We start from the raw sequence: 17,226 nt of genomic DNA, 5'->3' as shown, positions 1-17,226 counted from the left end.
GACCGACAAATTCCCTTGGTAATTAGCGATTACGACAGAATCGCTTGGTAATTAAGATACGACAAAGTCGCTTGGTGTTAACAATCTAATCTGTACTAGCTCAGACTTGATCTGACAGTTACCCATTCTATTATGGTGTCTGTCAGCTTAGATTTGAGCTAAATTTTTCTCAGCCCAAATCGTTTTTCCATCTGTTAATGTTTCAAGTGGTGTTCTACCACAACATATTTTTCCTTGATGAGTTCGTTCATTATTATAATAAACCATCCATTCGTCCAGATCCTTTTGTAATTCCTCAAGTGAATCATAGAGCTTTTTCCTAAATGTAACTTGATAAACTCATTCAAGATCGTTTTATGAAACCTCTCACAAATACAGTTAGTTTGAGGTGACATCGCTTTTGTCTTTGTATGCTCAATATCATTGATCGCTAAGTATAATTGGTAATCGTGATGCTCTACCTTACCACAATACTCAGTGCCTCTATCAGTGAGTATTCGGAGCATTGGCAGCTCATATTCTTCGAAGTACGGTAGTACTCTGTCATTAAGGATGTCCGCCGCTGTGATGGGCGTTTTAGTTTTATAAAGTTTAGCAAATGCAACTTTGCTAAATGTATCAATAAATGTTTGTTGATAAATGCGTCCAACACCTTTTAAGTTGCCGACATAGAAAGTATCTTGTGACCCAAGATAACCTGGATGTATCGTTTCAATTTCACCACAGGCCTCATCATCAGTTTTCTTCTTTTCCAGCGCAGTAACTTGCGCTTCGGTCAAGATGATACCTTCTTTGGCTACTTTATCTTCAAGTGATTTTAAACGCTTTTTGAAGTTCTCTAGATTATTTCTAAGCCAAATTGAGCGAACTCCACTACCAGAAACAAAGATACCATTTCTGCGTAATTCATTGCTTGCTCTGTGCTGTCCGTGGGCTGGAAATTCAATTGCATATTCGACAACTGCTTTTTCAATTACAGGGTCAATACGGTTCTTTAAATTTGCACCTCTACGACTTTTATCAATCAGTGCATCAAGGCCACCTTCATCAACAAGTTCTTTATAGCGATAAAATGTATCTCGAGATGTGCCCATTACTTTGCATGCTTTAGAGACATTACCAAGTTCTTCAGCAAGATTGAGTAAACCAGCTTTGTGTTTAATGATTGGATTGTTAGTATGTAGCATGAGAGTTACCTCTTTTCATTTTGATTAAAGATTCGACACCTTTATCAAAACGGGTAACTCTCACTTTTTCAAGTGAATTGTCAGATCTTGTCTGAACTAATACAGGTCAATAGTTAGATTTATCGATAAGTTCGAAAAACTTTCTTCCTATCGCTCTGGTATTAAGGTTCGAGTGATTAATTAAAAGAGCATTTTCATCTATATACTCCGCAAGTATCTTTCTGGCAATTTCTTTATCGCCGCTATCCTGATTAAAAACCTGAATTTGTAAACTATCACGTAGAACCACCTTATAGGCTCCAGAACTTGTAGATATAAGTGCCTCTTTAATTACTTCTCCTATATCCTCGCCTACTCTAATAGACTTTCTAATAGTTGGTTCAGTTGTCATTTTACTATGACGTATAAATGCTTTGATCGTGTGGCGCATATACTCATTTATAGGGTTAATGTCACCAGACATTTCCTGCGCTAATAAGCTTGTGAGTAAGTCAGTTATGCAGTTTCCTCCAGATGCCCAATAAATCCAGTACTTTTTATGTAGGCAGTCTTGAAGGTGTAAATTTTCATATTCAGCAGATAAAAGGTTGTTTTCAACATTTGGTGTTACAAAAACTGTGCTGAAATTTTTAATCCTAGGCTCATCTTCAATAACCGCTTTATAATAATCATTTAATTGTTTTGGGTTAGCAGCACCAACTTTAATTTTATTTTCTATAATTATTCTATGGATTTCTTGGCGCTTTTCTCCCAAAATAGTTAACTGTATATCTATGTCTTTTCTGCTACCGTTGAGTTCATAAGGCTCTTCCAAAGATACCTGGGCATCAACAAAGTCCATTTCTAATATTGATTTGAAACGTTCTTTATCCAATAAATTTAGAAATACACGGACAAAAGCATCGCCTAGTCCATGGTCTTTATTGCTATCTAGAAGGTAGCCCAGCATTGCTGACATACTTGGTTCATGCAGCCTTGATTTACCCTGACTCAAAACATGGAAAATATTCATCAAATAACCTTAATGTATTAGTTTTATTTTTGGTTTAGAGAGCTATTGTTTTAAACTTATTTTTGGATAATTCACCCTCAATTATCCATTGCTCATTACTTTGCAACCATACGCCTTTCAAATAGCAGATACCTGAATTTGTGATTTTAACTTCTGAAAATTTTATACTCATATAAAAATCTGAATCAGTGGTATAGTTTGTGTATTTAATAGGGACGCGCGAAGCAAAGTAAAATCCACCCTCATCAGGTTGCCAGTAACAACGACAAGAACAATTAAAGTTGCCTAAGCTATCTGTACCCGAAAGCGATACGATAATTTCTTCACTTTCTTCGAAAAATAAGCCGTCTGCATCAAGAAGCCATTCGCCATCTTCTACTTCTAAAGGCCCAGAAAAAAAGAGTTCTTTTGCAGGTGCAGAGCTTAATTTTTTGTCTTTTGCGATTATTTTTTTAATTCCTTCTGGTGTTAACTCAACTTTATTTGCTCTATATATTTTTCTGTTTCCAGGGGCTTGTATTTGAGTCGGCTCTTTATTGCGTTGCTTGACTCGTTTTCCTTTTTTAGCTTTATAAATAACTATTAATGGATATGATTTATTTGCAGACAGAGAGTGAATAATGAGATTTGTTAGTTCGCTGCCTTCATGAATTTGTGGGAAATAAATCGCTTTCAAATTATCTAGATTAAGTAACCAATTCTGAAGGTTTCCAAAATCTTCAAAAAAAACATCGGTATCAGAAAAGCTAAGCTGCAAATAATCCAGGCCTATAAATGGCCATAAATCTTTACTTTCGTATTGTTCGGCATTATCTAATATAATATTTAGACCTTTTATTTTATCCCCCAAGTAAGCTAATTCAGAAAGCTCACAAGGCATTACAGGCTTCTTTGAATTGGCCAAGTTAAAAAATGATAAAGGGTACTTTTCGATTAGCGCTTCAATCTTTGTAGTTCCCTCGGGAAGAATATCTAGTTCATGCATGTCCATTGTTAAACCTATTTAAGCTGATGAAATGTTTTTATTGTTTTGAAATTATTTTGCTTTAACAGCCTGTAGAAGTAAAAGCTGAGAAGTCCAAAATATGGTTAATATATTAACAAGAATTTATATGTCATTTTATAGTAAACTCTACTTATAACCAAAAAGTACAAAAGCATGGTTTTGCTTTTAGTACCCACATTAGTACCCATAGGCTACGGCCTGAAATTAAAGGTCATAAAGTCAAATGAGTAGAGCAGGAATACAGTGGTTCCCTGGGCATATGAATAAAGCCCGTAATGAAATTAAAGAAATAATGCCACAAATGGATGTGATCATTGAAGTGCTTGATGCGCGCATTCCTTACAGTAGTGAAAACCCGATGGTGGCGACGTTGCGTGAAGGTAAGCCGGTCATCAAAATTTTGAATAAAGCTGATTTAGCCGATCCTAAAATGACGCAAACGTGGAAGGATTACTTTGAGCAAGAAAATGGCGTAAAAGCGATTGCGTTTGGTAATGATAAAGCGGCTGAAGTTCATCGTATTAATGAACTGTGTAAAAAATTAGTACCACACAAAGTCGGTGCTGATAAGCAAATTAAAGCCATGATCATGGGTATTCCTAACGTGGGTAAATCTACGTTAATTAATGTGTTAGCGGGTCGTATTGTTGCGAAAACAGGCAACGAACCGGCGGTTACTAAAGCGCAGCAACGTATTAAGCTAGAAGACGGCATCATGCTTTACGACACACCGGGTATGTTGTGGCCAAAAGTTGAAAATGAAAACTCAGGCTACCGTTTAGGTGCTACAGGTGCGATACGTGATACCGCACTTGAATATGAAGAAGTCGCTAGTTACACCGCTGAATATCTATTGCGGGCGTATCCTGAACTTTTAAAAGCGCGTTATAAAATTGATGAATTACCTGAAAATGATTGGGAATTTGTTGAAATGGCGGGTAAAAAGCGTGGTTGTATTCGTGGTGGTAACCAAATTGATACTTATAAAATGTCAGAAATTCTAATTAATGAATTACGCGATGGCATAATTGGTCGTATCACTATGGAAACTCCAGCTATGCGTGAAGAAGAAGAAGTGATGGTTGCAGGGCTTCGTGCTGCAGCTGAGGCTAAAAAAGCCGCTAAAGAAGAAGAGAAAAAACAACGTCGAGCACGAGCACGTAAAAACCGCCGGTAATTGTTTTTCCACTGGTTAGCTCACTAAATTACAGACATAAAAAAAGCCCGTAAGGGCTTTTTTAGTTTCATATCTACCGTCACCGATATGAGCAATGTAGCAAGTAAAATAGTAGGGCGGTTACCTGTCACCAACATCAAGGGGCGTTGCGGTTAGTAACAGGTAACCTTAGCTGTTTACGTGCGCCACACGTGTTTCAGGGTCGAGAAACAAATCAGTTTATTCCGTACAAGTCGTTGTGCTTTGCGTCTTGTTGATATTGATTATCAGTTAGATCTTATGATCTGTCAACACCCATTTGCAAATAATTCTCATTTATTTTATTTGCTGATAAAAACAACAAATAAAGCACTTTGTTGGCATTAATATTACACAGCCCGACTTCTTGCTGATATTAGATTATTTTGCATTGCTAATGCTTATGGCGTCTTATTACTTGCAATGCGGTTATTTATTTGTTCTACCAATTCTTTATCTTTGCTTCCTTCGCTATTAACTATAAGTAAAAAGTGCTCGCCTTGTTTGTCGATAACTTTAATCACTGTATTATCAAGTTGTGTTCTGCCATAAGTGACTTCGACGCTAGTAACATCCTTAAAGTGTTTTAAGTTTGATTCAAGTTGGCCTTGTTCATTTTGCCAATAGCTAAAAATGTAGTTGTCGCTTATACCATTGCCGTCGTTACGAAAATCTACCCACGCATCGCTGTAAAAATATAAAACATCTTCATCAATAGGTACTAATTGATGGCGTTTTAAGAATTGCATTTGAAATGACCACAATTTATCGCCTTTTACGATAGCGGTACTCGGTAATAAATAGACTTCTTCCAGTAAGCTTAAAAATAAAATAGGTACCCAGATTATGGCGATAACTATATTTCTTACTCGCCATTTAGAATTGTATGCAAGTGCGTCAGATGATTGGTTTAGGTGTTGAATGTAATTAACTAATGGCAGCCATAAAAATGGCAGGATACAAATAGCTATAGTAGTTGCTTCGTCAATACGGGTCATGAGACTTGCCAAAATAACCAGTAACCACGCAATAATTGCCAAGACGTTTGGCATGATTTTATTTTTATTGTGCTGCGTTTGGCTGTGTGCAACTAGCTCTAAATATAAAGAGTAATAAAAAAATATCGCGAAAATCCCGCGAGCAATCGGCATGATATGACTATTTTGCTGTATTTTAATTGCTTTCCAGTTGCGATAACTCCAGTAGTTAATAAAAAGTCCTAAAGTAAAAATACTATAAAGAATAAACTTTGCATTAGTAACTGGGTAAAACTGCGCATCACTAAATGTTGGGCGCTTTGCTGACTCGATACGCCATGCCACAATAAAAAATATCAGTGCGAGCAGGTAAGCAAGTAATACTACAATGATCCAATTATCGTTTAAATCAAAACTGCTAGTGGTATCTGCAGTTACATATTTAACAATGCCAAACTGCGCATTGTCGATTAGCTTGTCTCGTTCGCTCAGGTACAGTTTAATCTGATCAGCTGGAATATGATCTTGTTTGGCGCTAAATGAAAAATCGAGTGTTAATATATTGTCCGTAAAGTGGATATTCTTTTTGAAATTAAAGAACGCATTATCAATTTCACTTTGCTTATTATCAAAGTGCCAATTTGGTTCTTCAAATTTTATTTTAATAGTTGTTTCAATATTATTTGGGTACTTAAAATACAGCGGCGTTGTGCGATTAATTTGATCGGGTTCGTAAACGCTATTTTGTATCTCTGAGGCATAAAAGTCAGCTCTGAGTCCTTCGTCGTCAGGTTGCCAAAAATCATTAATAAGGTAAAACTCGTCACTTAACAGCTCGCCGTTATTTGTATTCTCAGTTACCGTCATCGGCTTATCAATGGCTATGCCTTGAAAATAGCCTTGGTAATATTCTAGGTAATCTTTCGCTATTTTATCGAGTCCATTGCGGGCTAATGAACTGCGTCTATTTACAGCATCAAACTGGCTATATATGTAACTAGTTTGAAATGTTGTTGGCTGTTCAGGTTTAAGAGCTATGGTGTAGTTATCATGTGTTTTAATTGTAATACCATCTACAGGGGGACTCATTTTTGTAAGCTGTTGCTCAAAAGGTTTAACAATCAAGGCATAACCATAATTTGGTTGTGCTAAATGCGCTAAAGTTCCGGTTTGATAGTTTATTGTTGGATCTAGCCAATAACGTTGACCTGCATGCTCAAGCGTGACAATGACATGATCAAATATTTGTGCTGAGGCTGGTAGTTCAATTAACCGTTTACCTTCGTCAGTGTTCACTAATGCAGGATAGGCTTTGATCCCCATTGCTTTAAGTAATGAAATTAGCAGTACGGTTTTGTCTTTACAATCACCATAACGAAGTGCCAGAGTTTCAGATGCCGACGTTGGTTGGTGGGAGTTAGTACCCATCTCCAAGCCTAAATAACGAACCTCGTCTTGACTGAATTTTAATGCAGCGGCGATACGATCGGAGGCTTGTGGATTACGCATGGCTATTTCATCGGCAATGAGTGTTACAGGATCTGTTACTTCTATTGCGGATTGATATAAAGGGGCTGCCCAGTTAGCAACTTCCTGCCATGATTTTAATTCAGAGAAAAAAACCTGTTTATACGGGTTATACCAATATGGTGTTTGGCTTGAAGATGTGATTGTTGCTTGATTGTGTAAGCTGATTTGATAGTCATGACCAACAGCGAGCGGGGTGTCTTTTATGTCAACCTCGCCGTTAATTGTATTGATATAAAGTGGTGTGGGTTTTTGCCATAACACACGCATAAATTGTTGCGCCACCGGTACCGACCAGTTTAATGTGCGAGACGCGCTAAAATGTTGGTAAATAGGGTTGCGGCCAGTAATCGTAAAGCTGTAATCGAGCTGGTCGTTAATGCGCATATCATCAACAATAATATTTAAACTTAGGCTGCCGTTGTAAATTCCATTGGCTAATTCGGTTTCTCGTTGTAAGACCTTAAATTGTGCGCTAGCGAGTTTATTTATGTATTGCCCATCTCGGATAAGGCCAAGACTATTGAGTGTGAGGGTTTGATAACTGGGATCAAAGTCTAAATTAAGTTGGCTAATGTAATCGATGCCAGTTTGGTTCACCGCCTGCATCACAGTACGCGTGAAGCGCTGCTGAGGATGTTGAGCAGATACTTTTATTTGGGTATCAAGTAATCGGTAATAAGTACCATCGACGATTTGGTTGACTGGGATTTCCGTTTTAATCAGTGGCTGTTGTTTCACCCAATCATCTGCAGCTTGGATTTGGTATTCTTGGCTGGTGCTATAAAAACTTATAACTAAAAAACACACACTGAGTGTGAGGCTCGTTAATTGAGTCCATTTCATTATTGTTCTTCTTTTTGGCTGGTTTTAAGTGTCCCTATTGTTGTTAGATTACCAAGCTATGGCTTATAAGCCAATAAAATACAGGGTATTATCTTGGTAAGGTAACTAATACACGAGTACCTTGACCTTCAGGATTGGCTAATAATTGTAACTGACCACCTTGATTACGAATGAGTTCGCGGCTGATCACTAAACCGATCCCTGCGCCTTGCGCTTTTGTTGAATAAAAAGGCACAAATAGGTTTTCAGGATTTGTAATACCAGTGCCGCTATCGAGCAGCTTAATAACAACTTTATCTTTATGTTGTTGCCAGCTAAGAGTAGGTGCGCTTCTACCTCCGGCTTCAAAGGCATTTTTAATTAGGTTGATCAGTGCTTGTTCTAACTGGCCTAAATCTACATTGAAGTGCTGAGGTTCAGTTGCTTGAATAACTAACTGTGGAAATAAGGCATGTAATCTCAGATTGATTTGTTTTGTGGTTACGGCTTGCTTATTAGCGGCAGGCAGCTGTGAAAAGGCACTGTAACTGGCTACAAAGTCGAGCAAATGCTGGGCGCGTTTTTCAATCACTTGTAGCATGTCGCTGGCTAAATCAGGTGCATTACTGATCTGTCCTTGCTGCTTCATGATCTGAAGAGACTGACTCATTGAGTAAATCGGTGTGAGGGAGTTTCTAACTTCATGATTAAGTACGCGTATTAATCGCTGCCATACTTGTTGCTCGTTGCTACGTAGTTGTTGCTCAATCGAAAATAATGTCAGTAATTCGTAGCTTCGCCCTGCACGCCAAAATGTTTGTGATGAGATATGAAAACGCTGCTCAAAACATGAATCATCATGTTGTTGCCACATGCCTTGGTTATATATGAGGCCGAGATTATTTGCTGTTAAACCTGCAACGTTAGGAGTGGTTAAACTATTTAAGAATGCTTGATTAGTGAAATAGACTAATCCGTGCGGGTCTAAAATAACAATGGGTAAATCAAGCATGCCAACAAACTCAAATACAAACTCTTCGGTTTGTATGTAATGACGTTTATTTTTAGCAATTTTGTTACTGAGTTTATTAAAGTCGGCTTTTAAGCTTGTAATGCGCCCACCTTGGTATTTGGCTAAGTGCCAGCTATTGCTTTCGTTATTCGCAAGGGCATCAAGTTGTAAGCCAAACCGATCGAGTACATCAGTAACTAGCCGATAACTTTTTAGCGCCGCAAGTACCGTTAGAGTGATCAACGGCAATAATATACTGATACTGGCAAACCAATCTAAATCCCAGCTGATCGTAAGCAAAATACATAACGTCAGCAGGATAAAAACCATCAAATAAAGGTAGCGTTTAAGGTGCTGTTCAAGTGACTGGTTGGTTGGCATTTAACTGTCTGCTTCTTTTAAATCAAGCTGATGCTTATCGATGCGCCTGTAAATAGCTGATTTACTTAATCCTAAAAATTCCCCAGCAGCAATAACATTGCCATTAAATTCAGCCAGTGCTTTTTGGATCATTTGTTTTTCTAGCTCCTCCAGCGGTAATAGCGGTAATGATTGATTGGCTGCTGCGCTATGGCTGATGCTTGCTTCACTACTGGGTTGTGCAAGAATTAAATCACAGGCGCCAATATTGTCGTTGTCGCTCATAATCACGGCTCGCTCAACACAATGGCTAAGCTCTCTTACATTACCAGGCCAATGGTACTGGGTAAGCGCCAGCGTCGCTTCGCCAGTCAGTGTCATGCCGCTGCGCTGATATTTTTTACTGTGTGTTGCCAACAAGTGATTAGCCAGCTCAACGATATCTTCCGGGCGTTCGCGCAGGGGCGGAATGTGTAGTTCAATGGTGTTGAGTCGAAACAGCAAATCGCGGCGAAATTCGCCCTCTTCAATCGCTTTGGCAAGCTCTGCATTGGTTGCAGCAATAATACGAACGTCGGCAATTTTGGTTTGACTGGAGCCGAGCACTTCAAATTCTTGGCTTTCGAGTACGCGCAGCATTTTACTTTGCAACTCCAGCGGCAAAGTGGCTATTTCATCTAAAAATAAGGTACCGCTATTGGCTATTTCAAAGCGGCCTAAGCGGTCTTCTTTGGCATCAGTAAAAGCGCCTTTTTTATGACCAAATAATTCACTTTCAAATAATGATGGGGCAATAGCACCAATGTTTACGCTAACGAAGCGTTGCTCACTGCGGTTTGAATGTTGATGTATGTAATGTGCTAAGAGGCTCTTGCCAGTGCCATTTTCGCCAGTAATTAAAATGCTGGCATTGGTTTGGGCTGCGCGTTTAGCTCGGGCTAATAACTGTTGCATAGTGGCTGACAGGGCAATGTAATTAGCATCGCTGGTGCTATGCAATGCTTTTAAACAAGCATTGTCGTGGTTGGTTTTTTGTTGTTTCAGCTGCTGTTGTACCACCGCAGTTAAGCGCAGGTTGTTCCATGGCTTTTCAACAAAATCGACCGCACCCAACTGCATGGCTTTTACAGCAACATCAACGCTTGCCCATGCGGTCATGACTACCACCGGGATATTAGCGCTCAGGGTCTGCAGTTGCTGTAAAAATCGCAGTCCTTCAGCGCCGGATGTGGTGTCGAGTTTAAAGTTCATATCAAGCAAAATAAGGCTTATAGCTGTGCTGCTGATTATTTCCAGCGCCTGCTCTGGGCCTTGTGCTTCAATGCACTGATAGCCAATTTGATTTAATGCCACGATGGCCGCCATGCGTACATCGGCTTGGTCGTCGATAACTAAAATTGTGTCCATTTTGTTCTTCTTGTTTCAAGCAAAAGCAAATTGCTTTACTTTTGCTTGGTTATCACATCATATTGCTTAGTCGTTACGAAGCGCAGCCATGGGTTTTGCTTTAATTAACAGTAATAATGGCCTAAAACACGCGAACATGGCAATAATTAAGGTAATTGTCCATGCCATTAATTGCAGCCGGACATCCATGATTAGCCATGACATTAGCTGTTCTTGAAGTATAAAATAACCAGCTAACACGGTTATTATTGCAAGGGCAAAGCCAACCAGCACAGGGATCACCGCCTCTTTGCTCATTAATTTAAATAAGCGTATCTTTTTAGCGCCGAGCGCCATGCGAATACCAAACTCATAACGGCGCAGACCTAGGTTATAGCTCAGCACGCCAAAGATACCTATTGCTGCTAATAATAGAGTAAATAATGCCAAGGTACTACACAGTGCTACTGTTAGGTGGCTCATATACAATAAATCATCGTACTCTTGTTGTAAGTCTCTAAATTGCCATAAAGTTAAGTGACTATTGGCTTTTCTTAATAAACTTAAAACTTGCTTGCTGGTCAGCTCAACACCTTGCTCTGTTTCAATAACAAACATATAGCTCCAAGGCTGTGCGGGCCACCACATGTGCCGACCAAATGATTCGTCGTAGTATTTAGGGTGGTTAAAGTCCTCCGTTATACCGACAATTTCAAACATTTTATCTTCAAGGCCTTTGTAGCTTTTACCGATAACACTTGTGTACTCTTGGTCGGGTAATAGCCATTTAGCGACACTGATAGATACCAATAACTCGTTAGTTTCACCGCGCATTGCTTGCTCACTAAAAGTACGCCCAGCGAGTATTTTTGTGCCCACTAAATCAAAGTAATCAGGCCCGACCCACTGGCTTGGAAAGAAGATTGAGCTTTTACCTGCAACATCGGTTAGGGTATTGGCATTTTGTCTTGCGGATACTGGGCTTTGCCCAAGAGCAACATCTTTAATGCCTTCGCTATTTTGTAATACTTTTTGATACTGCTTAATTTGCTCGTAGCGCTCAGCCAGTGTTGCATTGTTATTGGTTTGAAATAACTGTGCAAAGTACAGGTTTTCAGTGTCGCTACCCAGTGGGCGATTAATGGTGTCGAGTGCTTTGCTAACAATCATAATTGAAAAGCTAACTAATAAGGCTGCCACAAACATTTGTGTGCCAATTAGTATACGCACAGTACGACCAGATACTTGCGACACGCCGCCTTTGCCACTGTTTTGCATTTGGCTATTTAAGGTTTTGTAGTTAACTAAACGTGCAGTGATCACTGAGAATATGTACGCTAAAGCAATACACATAACTACCGCTATCAGCACCAAATTAAGGTCAACAGCCAAGCTGTTCACCAGTGGCAAGCGTCCTTCTGCAAGTACTTTGAATAACCGAATACCCCAAATAGATAAAAACAGTGCAATGCTGACCGATATACTCATTAAAATGAGTGATTGCAGTAAAATGCTGCTAAATAAAGTTTTACGTTTTGCGCCCAGTACAGCTTGCAGCGCTAAGGTTTTATGCTGTGCTAACGCGCGTGAAAAAAACAAGGTGCTGACGTTTAGTACAGCGATGACCAATAGCCCCACCGCGCCTGCAAGCATCATTAAACTAAGTTGATCGTTATTGCCAAGCTCAACTTCACGATACGGTGTTACAACGGGCTTTACATCAGTAATGCCGCCATTATTGAGCCATTCAGATTTAATGTTATCAATTTGGGCTTTTAAGTCGGTTTTTACTTGCTCGTTAGTGACGCCAGGCTTTAATACTGCAATCAGTTTTAAGTTTCTAAACGTGTTGGTCCACGGGCTTTGCCAGTCATCATTATGGAAAAATCGACGGTCAGAACTGGTTGGATACCACACATCAACAGAGCCCGCTTTAATCATGTAAGGTGGGCTGAAATTAGCCGCTACAACCCCCGTTATTATATGCCCATCACCTTCAATCTCACTGGCTGTTTTTAAGGGCTTACCAATTACATCAGGGTCACTATTAAAATGTTCTTTCCAGAACTTCTCTGAAATGACCGCGCTATTATCAGCTTCTTCTAAAGTTCCGCCCTTTTTAAAGCCATGTCCGAGTAAAAAAGGAGTATGTAGGAGCTCAAAATATTCACCACCGACATACAGCACATCCTTTTTTGGTTGGCCGTCTAAGTATAAAAAAACATTTTCAGCGGCATTCATCATAAAAGCTTGCTCAAAGCTTTGATTGTTTTTAAGCCAGTGCACCATCGATTGATAACTTTGAAAGCCAACCGCATCGTAGTCGTCATAGGTTAGGCTTTGCTCAACCACCACCATGCGGGTTTCGTCAAATACATCAAGGGGTTTTAAAAAGTAACTATTTACTAGGCTTAGCACTACAAATAACGTCGCGAGAGTGAGCGCCAAGGTGGCTACAACGGCGGTAACAAACCCCGGTGCGTTCATCAGTGATGCCCACGCCAAGCGCAGTTGACTACGTGTTTTAGTTAAACGGCTCATGTTAAATCACCTCGGCAGTATCAGCGGGTACAGCGCTGGTATTTTCAGTGTGCGTATCTTGGCGTGCTTGCGAATACGAGATAATTTCGCCATCGAGTAGTTTTAGCTGAGTTTTTGCGCGTCCTGCGTAACGTAAATCATGGGTTACCATACAAATGGTAGTGCCTTTTTGATTCAGTGCGTCGAGCAAGTCCATCACTGCATCACCATTTTTAGAGTCAAGGTTACCGGTTGGCTCATCAACCAATAAAATACTGGGTTTACCGGCAAGGGCGCGGGCAATAGCAATACGTTGTTGTTGCCCACCAGAGAGCTGATTAGGTTTATGTTGGGCGCGGTGCCCCATTTCAACCTCATCAAGAGCATGCTTTACTGCGCTCTGAATATCAGCTTGGCTCATAGCAGGCTCACGATAGGTCAGCGGCAATGCTACGTTATCAAACACCGAAAGTTCATCTATTAAATTAAATGACTGAAAAATAAAGCCAATATGTAAATTACGCAGCTCTGCCTGTTGGTCCATGTCGAGGGTGTTGGTATCGACGTTTTTAATAAAATATTGCCCCTCGGTAGGGCTGTCTAGCAAGCCAAGTAAAGATAACAGCGTTGATTTACCACAACCGGATGGGCCACTAATGCAAATATAATCGCTTTGATTTATTTCAAGGTCGATATTTTTGAGGGCGTAGGTTTCAACATTTTGGCTGCGATAAACCTTGGCGATATTTTTTAATGAGATAAGTGTATTGGTGTTCATAAACTTTCCTGTTCTATTTTTATAGTTGCCAAATGCTGCCATTTAGAGAGATCTGAAATGATCAGCTGTTCACCCACTTTAGCGCCGCTCAGCAGTTGAATTTTGTTATCACTGAGTGTACCAAATTCAATTTGCGTGGGGTGTGCTAAATGGGTAGTCGGGTTAAGTTTAAAAAGCGTAGCGTCAGTATCGGCTTGCACTTTGGTGGGTAAGTTAACGGTGAGTGCATTGGGTATGACGTGGCTTATTACATACCCTTCAATACTTAAATCTGGGCGTGCGTTAGCTGGCAACGAACCTGTTAAATCAAGTTCAACCATCACGCGGCCATCACTGACGATAGGGTCAATACGGGTGACAGTTGCGATTACTTCGCCACTATTACCCGTGCTAAACGTGTTTACTCTTGCTGGCATATTTAAAGCTATTTTTTCTGCATCGCTTTGTTGCACACTAAGCTCAGCCTTGAGAGCGGTATCTGAGCCTACTATGGCGAGCCGTGTACCTGGTGTAAGGTTTTGACCAAGCTCAACATTAAGCTCTTGCAGCATGCCGTCAATGCCGGCGGTGACCTGTAAGTCATCAAAGGCTTGCTGTTGTACTTGATAGTTCAATTCAAATTGGCTTAATAGCTCTTGTTGAATTTTACTGCGCTGATGGTGCATATCGGCTAATTGGACTAAGCGTTGCTTTTCAATATCAACACGTTGCTCTAGCTGCTTCACGGTTAATAAACTGCGCTTGTAATCAAGGCTTGAAACAATGCCTTGCTCGATTAATTTACTTTCGGCCTGTGCACGCAGTTGGGCACTTTCAAGCTCGCTTTTTAAAATAGTCAGGCTTGCTTGGCGCTCTAATAGCTGACTCTTTTGATTGATTATTTGTTCGTTAGCGCTGGCTTTTTGTCTTGCCAATTCGAGCCGTGCGACTGATAAACGTTGCGCTTGTAGTGGATTTACCAGGGTTAAAATAACGGTGTCTTTATTGACGCGGGTGCCGGGGTATACATGAATAGCTTCGACCATGGCGATATCGGTATTGGTTAAATAACGCTGATACTTTGATTTTAAACGGCCAAAGCCACGTATTTTTATTACAAAATCAGCTTGAGTTACGGTGGCTATTTGCAGTTGATTAGCCGCCAATGTGGTAGGTGCTAGCCATGAGTAAATCAGCCAAATAATAAGCGCTATGCTAATAAGTAAGGTACCAAATATGAGTTTTTTACGCTGACTCGGTTTGGTGCTGCGTTTTAAGGTGCTATCTATATCCATGGCATTGGTAATTTGTTGTTAAGGCAATTGAATAACCTAAAGCGAATAACATGCCAAACTATAAGTGATTGAAATTACTTGGTTTGCTTTTTTATTGTTAGAAGCAGTTTCCCAGCTTTGGGAAAATAAAATTAAAAGTGGGAGTGTGGCTTATAGGGCTTAATAAATATACTTGGAATGGTCGTGGCTATTAGGTTTTTTAATTCTTTTTGTTCATTTAGTTTATTTGTTTTTTCAGGTACATAGCGCTATTTTTCTTTTAAACAGACCCTCCCATTGCCCGCAAACTGATAAGTGATAAAAATGAGCCAATTTATAAATAACCTTAGCTTTCGAGTTAAATTTGCTATTCCTGTCGTCGTCGCCTTAGTTATTTTTTCGGTGTTGTCGGGTTACGTGTTGTATACGTTTAAAGAGCAAGCTCGACTTAACAGTTTTATAAGCTTAGAGGTGCGAACGGTGCTGGACGATCTTGAAGACGGCTATCGTGATCTCTTTCAGGTGAAAACGGCAGGTTTGAGCATGGTGCTAGGACAAGGTGACAAACAAAACTATATAGTACAGCTTGCAGAGTACCGAGATAATATAGTTCGTATCGACGCGCGCCTTTCTAGCCCATTAAAGCTGGTGAAGTCTGGCTACATTGATGCGATCAATGCACAGCGGGTTACGAATATCAAAGCCGATGTCGCTATTTGGTCTCGTTACTACCAAGCACTTTTTAGTGATCACCAGCTTGCGGCTAGTTACTTAGCTGAGCATAAACAAGATATGGAAGCAGTGTTAGCGCGTATTCGCAAAAATGTTACTAGCATGCGTGATGAAATAGATGCCAAACTTACAAATTCTTTAATTGAAGTAACCGCTAATCAAGAGTCTGCTAGCTTTGCTTTGCAGTTTGGTATTGTATTGAGCTTTGTTTTATCAATAGCTGCAACTTGGCTGCTGTCTACCGTTATTTTGGCGCCGTTAAAGAAAATGCAGTTAGCATTAGAAAACATAGCTAGTGGCCAAGGCGATCTCACGCAACGGTTAAACAGTAAGTCAAACGATGAAATGGGTGCGCTTGCGCGTTCGTTTAATACCTTTATCAGTAAAATTCATAACACAGTATTGGCGGTTGTCGGCTCGGCTGAACAGGTGCGCAATGAAACTGAAAGTTTGCGCATTATTACTGCAAGTGTATTAAGTGAAGCCAGTAATCAGCAAATAGAAAGTGAGCAAGTGGCAGCTGCGGTAAATGAAATGAGCACGACCAGTGATAACGTAAGCCAAAACGCTAATGATGCGGCCAGTGCCACAAGTACTGCTAATAATGATGCCAATGTAGCAAAAGCCACAATTGAAGAAACCATTTCGTTAATTAATCAACTGGTGACCGACATTTCGGCATCGAGCGACGTAATAAACACCTTAGAGCAAGATGTAATGAATATCGCCACTGTGCTTGATGTTATCCGTGGTATTGCTGATCAAACAAACTTGTTAGCGTTAAATGCGGCCATTGAAGCCGCGCGCGCGGGTGAGCAGGGGCGAGGCTTTGCGGTCGTTGCTGACGAGGTGCGTTCATTAGCGAGTCGCACGCAAGATAGTACCGGAGAGATCAACGCCATGATTGAAAAGCTCCAACAAGGCACCAATCAAGCGGTTGGTGCAATGCAAGCCAGTACCAAAAGCGGTCAACAAACGATTGAGCACTCTCGCGGTGCCGCGCAATCGGTGCAGCGTATTAATGACGCAGTTACCATTATTAACGATATGAACATGCAAATTGCCACCGCTGCCACGCAGCAAAGCCAAGTGAGTGAAGATGTGAATATCAATGTGCAACGTATCGCTACATCAAGTGGCAATATGCTAGACAAAGTGGATCAGGCTGAGCGTGCATGCCAAGCATTGGCACAGCAGTGTCAACAGTTAGACAACCTAGTAAGCAACTTTAAAGTATAAGTATTATCAAGGGGGTGAATTATTTATCACCCCTTAAGATGCCTCTTTTAGCTAAACCTCAATAAATAATCAATTACTATCAACGAGTTATTAAACTGTAGTTTTGTGCATATTGTGCGTGATTTTTATGCGCTAAATGCATTTTAAGCAGATCAATGCAGCTTAAATTCTAAACATTTCGTTAATCTGACGTTAACACTATGCTCGAAGACAGATA

At 40.2% G+C, this 17,226-nt stretch carries 10 protein-coding genes and 1 pseudogene; 2 read left to right on the top strand and 9 right to left on the bottom strand.

All coding sequences use genetic code 11. The features are described from left to right. Positions 1-147: 147 nt before the first annotated feature. The 3 genes and pseudogenes from H5203_RS04840 to H5203_RS04830 all read right to left on the bottom strand — a co-directional run bounded on the left by H5203_RS04840 (position 148) and on the right by H5203_RS04830 (position 3,190). Positions 148-1,187 (bottom strand): annotated as a pseudogene (locus H5203_RS04840) (IS481 family transposase). A gap of 106 nt (positions 1,188-1,293) precedes the next feature. Continuing rightward, on the bottom strand, positions 1,294-2,199 hold the full coding sequence (locus H5203_RS04835) for a PD-(D/E)XK nuclease family protein (RefSeq protein ID WP_182819438.1): 906 nt from the start codon (positions 2,197-2,199) through the stop codon (positions 1,294-1,296). Positions 2,200-2,233: 34 nt separating this feature from the next. Next, positions 2,234-3,190 carry a hypothetical protein gene (locus H5203_RS04830; protein WP_182819437.1) on the bottom strand — a complete coding sequence of 319 codons (957 nt, stop codon included), beginning with the start codon at positions 3,188-3,190 and terminating at the stop codon, positions 2,234-2,236. A gap of 238 nt (positions 3,191-3,428) precedes the next feature. Between H5203_RS04830 and ylqF the strand changes: the two genes are divergently transcribed. After that, positions 3,429-4,382 carry a ribosome biogenesis GTPase YlqF gene (ylqF, locus tag H5203_RS04825; RefSeq protein ID WP_145240293.1) on the top strand — a complete coding sequence of 318 codons (954 nt, stop codon included), beginning with the start codon at positions 3,429-3,431 and terminating at the stop codon, positions 4,380-4,382. A 419-nt stretch (positions 4,383-4,801) separates the two neighbouring features. Here ylqF and H5203_RS04820 read toward each other — a convergent pair whose 3' ends face one another. The 6 genes from H5203_RS04820 to H5203_RS04795 all read right to left on the bottom strand — a co-directional run bounded on the left by H5203_RS04820 (position 4,802) and on the right by H5203_RS04795 (position 15,059). Then, entirely contained in the window at positions 4,802-7,750 is a 2,949-nt protein-coding gene (locus H5203_RS04820) for a DUF3857 domain-containing transglutaminase family protein (RefSeq protein ID WP_182757882.1), read from the bottom strand. A gap of 88 nt (positions 7,751-7,838) precedes the next feature. Beyond that, positions 7,839-9,122, bottom strand: coding sequence for a PAS domain-containing sensor histidine kinase (locus H5203_RS04815; RefSeq protein ID WP_182819436.1), 1,284 nt, complete (start codon positions 9,120-9,122; stop codon positions 7,839-7,841). Next, positions 9,123-10,508: a sigma-54 dependent transcriptional regulator gene (locus H5203_RS04810; RefSeq protein ID WP_145240299.1), complete on the bottom strand. Its 1,386-nt coding sequence runs from the start codon at positions 10,506-10,508 to the stop codon at positions 9,123-9,125. It lies immediately after the preceding gene. Positions 10,509-10,574: 66 nt separating this feature from the next. Beyond that, a complete protein-coding gene (locus tag H5203_RS04805; RefSeq protein ID WP_145240301.1) occupies positions 10,575-13,028 on the bottom strand; it encodes an ABC transporter permease in 2,454 nt (817 codons plus the stop codon). Position 13,029: 1 nt separating this feature from the next. Next, on the bottom strand, positions 13,030-13,785 hold the full coding sequence (locus H5203_RS04800) for an ABC transporter ATP-binding protein (RefSeq protein WP_182819435.1): 756 nt from the start codon (positions 13,783-13,785) through the stop codon (positions 13,030-13,032). Then, on the bottom strand, positions 13,782-15,059 hold the full coding sequence (locus H5203_RS04795) for an HlyD family secretion protein (protein ID WP_182819434.1): 1,278 nt from the start codon (positions 15,057-15,059) through the stop codon (positions 13,782-13,784). The genes H5203_RS04800 and H5203_RS04795 overlap by 4 nt, the downstream gene beginning before the upstream one ends. Positions 15,060-15,362: 303 nt before the next feature. Here H5203_RS04795 and H5203_RS04790 point away from each other — a divergent pair, with 303 nt between their 5' ends. Next, the gene (locus H5203_RS04790) at positions 15,363-17,009 is read left to right on the top strand and encodes a methyl-accepting chemotaxis protein (protein ID WP_149982232.1); all 1,647 of its coding nucleotides are present in this window, start codon (positions 15,363-15,365) and stop codon (positions 17,007-17,009) included. Positions 17,010-17,226 lie beyond the last annotated feature (217 nt).

This window comes from Pseudoalteromonas sp. SG41-1 (genome assembly GCF_014164575.1).
GTDB classification, from domain to species: domain Bacteria; phylum Pseudomonadota; class Gammaproteobacteria; order Enterobacterales; family Alteromonadaceae; genus Pseudoalteromonas; species Pseudoalteromonas rhizosphaerae.
Note: the sequence above shows the minus strand (reverse complement) of the source record. Positions and strands in the feature narration are given on the sequence as shown.